2 protein-coding genes are annotated in these 2,323 nt (G+C 63.1%); both read left to right on the top strand.

Going from position 1 to position 2,323, the window contains the following annotated elements; genetic code table 11:
* Positions 1-126 precede the first annotated feature (126 nt).
* Entirely contained in the window at positions 127-1,626 is a 1,500-nt protein-coding gene (gene istA / locus PSV38_RS15035) for an IS21 family transposase (RefSeq protein WP_300548785.1), read from the top strand.
* Positions 1,626-2,323: IS21-like element helper ATPase IstB (istB, locus tag PSV38_RS15030; RefSeq protein ID WP_300548783.1), on the top strand; the 698-nt coding region annotated here is incomplete at its 3' end. The genes istA and istB, both read left to right, overlap by 1 nt.

Here is a 2,323-nt window from a genome sequence, read left to right as displayed (position 1 = left end):
TGTGAAATCGCGGGCAATAGTGACCCCTTGAGGGGTGGTTTTCGCGTCCAATTCTGACCCCCCTGGTGGCTGTGCCAGTGTCACTTTCTTTTGAGCCTTTGCGGGCTCTGGGAAGGGCTGGCGGGGGTGATTGGCGTGGAGCTTATCGGGCAGATACGGCGGGCGTTTTTCGAGCATCGCCGGGCGATCAAGGAGATCTCGCGGGATTTGCGGGTATCGCGCACGACGGTGCGCAAGGTGGTGCGCTCGGGCAGGACCACGTTCAAGTACGCGCGAGAGGTTCAGCCGTCGCCAAAGCTTGGCGAGTGGATGGGTCCGCTGACGGAGATCGTGGAGGCGGAAGCGCGGCTGCCGAAGCGTGAGCGGCGGTCGACGCAGCGGCTGTTCGAGGAGTTGCGCGGCCGAGGCTATGACGGCGCGCACGACAGCGTTCATCGGTTCGTGAAGGAATGGCGGGAGGAACGAGCGCGGGTTCCGGCACAGGCGTTTGTGCCGATGAGCTTTGCGCCGGGCGAAGCCTATCAGTTCGACTGGAGCCACGAGACGATCACGCTGCAAGGCTTGCCGCTGATGGTCAAGGCGGCACACATGAAGCTGTCGCACAGCCGGATGCCGTTTGTGCGGACCTACTTCCGGGAGACGCAGGAACTGGTGTTCGATGCCCACGACAGGGCCTTCGCATTTTATGGCGGGGCCTGCCGACGCGGCATCTACGACAACATGAAGACGGCGGTCGAAGCGATCTTCATCGGCAAGGCACGGCAGTACAATCGGCGGTTCCTGCAGATGTGCTCGCACCATCTGATCGAGCCGGTAGCCTGCACCCCGGCCTCGGGCTGGGAGAAGGGCCAGGTTGAGAACCAGGTCGGCAACCTGCGCGATCAGCTGTTCCGACCCAAGCCGCGGGTCAGCAGCCTGGACGAGCTGAATGGCTGGCTGGAAGACCAATGCGTCGCCTATGCCAAGCGGACAAAGCATCCGGAGTTCAAGGACCGGACGATCTGGGAGGTCTTCGAGGAAGAGCGCCCGAGCTTGATGGAACGGCGGGCGCCGTTCGACGGCTTTGTCGAGAAGGCGGTGCGAGCGACGACTACCTGCCTGATCACGGCGGATCATAATCGCTACAGCGTCGATGCCCGCGCCGCCGGTCGGATGGTGCTGGTGCGTTCCTACGCTGAACGGCTGGTCGTGCTGCTCGACGAAGTGGTGGTGGCCAATCATCTCCGCAGCTTCAAGCGCGACCAGGTGATTTACGATCCGTGGCATTATCTCCCGGTTTTACTGAAGAAACCCGGCGCTTTACGCAATGGAGCACCGTTCAAGGACTGGGGTCTACCGCCCGCCCTGGCGCAGGTGCGCCAGCGGCTCAAGCACCATCCCGACGCCGACCGGCAGTTCGTCAAGGTGCTGGGCGGTGTGCTCGACCATGGGCTCGATGCCGTCGAGGCGGCCTGTGCGGAAGCGTTATCGGCGGGCATCGCCAATGGCGACGTGATCCTCACCGTGCTTGCCCGGCAACGCCAGCCGCCGCCGGTGCCCAGCATCACCACGCCGCATGCCCTGCGGCTCAAGATCGAACCGGTGGCCGATTGTGGCCGCTACGACAGCCTCAGGAAGGTCGCCTAATGGAACGCCATGAGATTCTGGACGCGATGAGCGAGCTCAAGCTCTATGGCATGCGCGCCAGCTTCGACGAGATCGCCGGCAAGGGCCTGACCCGGCGGGATGAGATCTATCCGCTGATCGCCAGCCTGATCCGTGCCGAGCACACCCATCGTCAGGCCCGGTCGATCAGCTACCGGATTAGCGGCGCCAGGTTCCCGGTGTTGAAGGATCTCGACAGCTTCGTCTTCGACGACACGCCGCTGGATCAGGGGCAGGTTCGTGAGTTGGCGACCGGCACCTTCCTCGACGCCAAGCGCAACGCCATCTTCATCGGCGGCACCGGGACCGGCAAAACCCATCTCTGCATTGCCGTCGCTTCTGCCGTGATACGTGCCCGCGCCAGGGGACGGTTCTTCAACCTCGTCGATCTGGTCAACCAGCTCGAGCAGGAGAAGGCCGCGGGCAAGAGCGGCAGGCTGGCCGAGAAACTGCTGCGCCACGATCTCATCGTCATCGACGAACTCGGCTATCTCCCGTTCAGCCAATCCGGCGGACAGCTGCTGTTCCATCTGATCAGCAAGCTCTACGAAAACACATCCCTGCTGATCACCACCAATCTCGCCTTCGCCGATTGGCCGCAGGTGTTCGGCGATGCCAAAATGACCACCGCCATGCTCGATCGCCTGACCCATCACTGCGACATCATCGAGACCGGTAA

This window comes from Aquabacterium sp. (genome assembly GCF_029946005.1).
Taxonomy (GTDB): domain Bacteria; phylum Pseudomonadota; class Gammaproteobacteria; order Burkholderiales; family Burkholderiaceae_C; genus Aquabacterium.
This window is presented reverse-complemented; position numbering and strand designations above follow the sequence as displayed.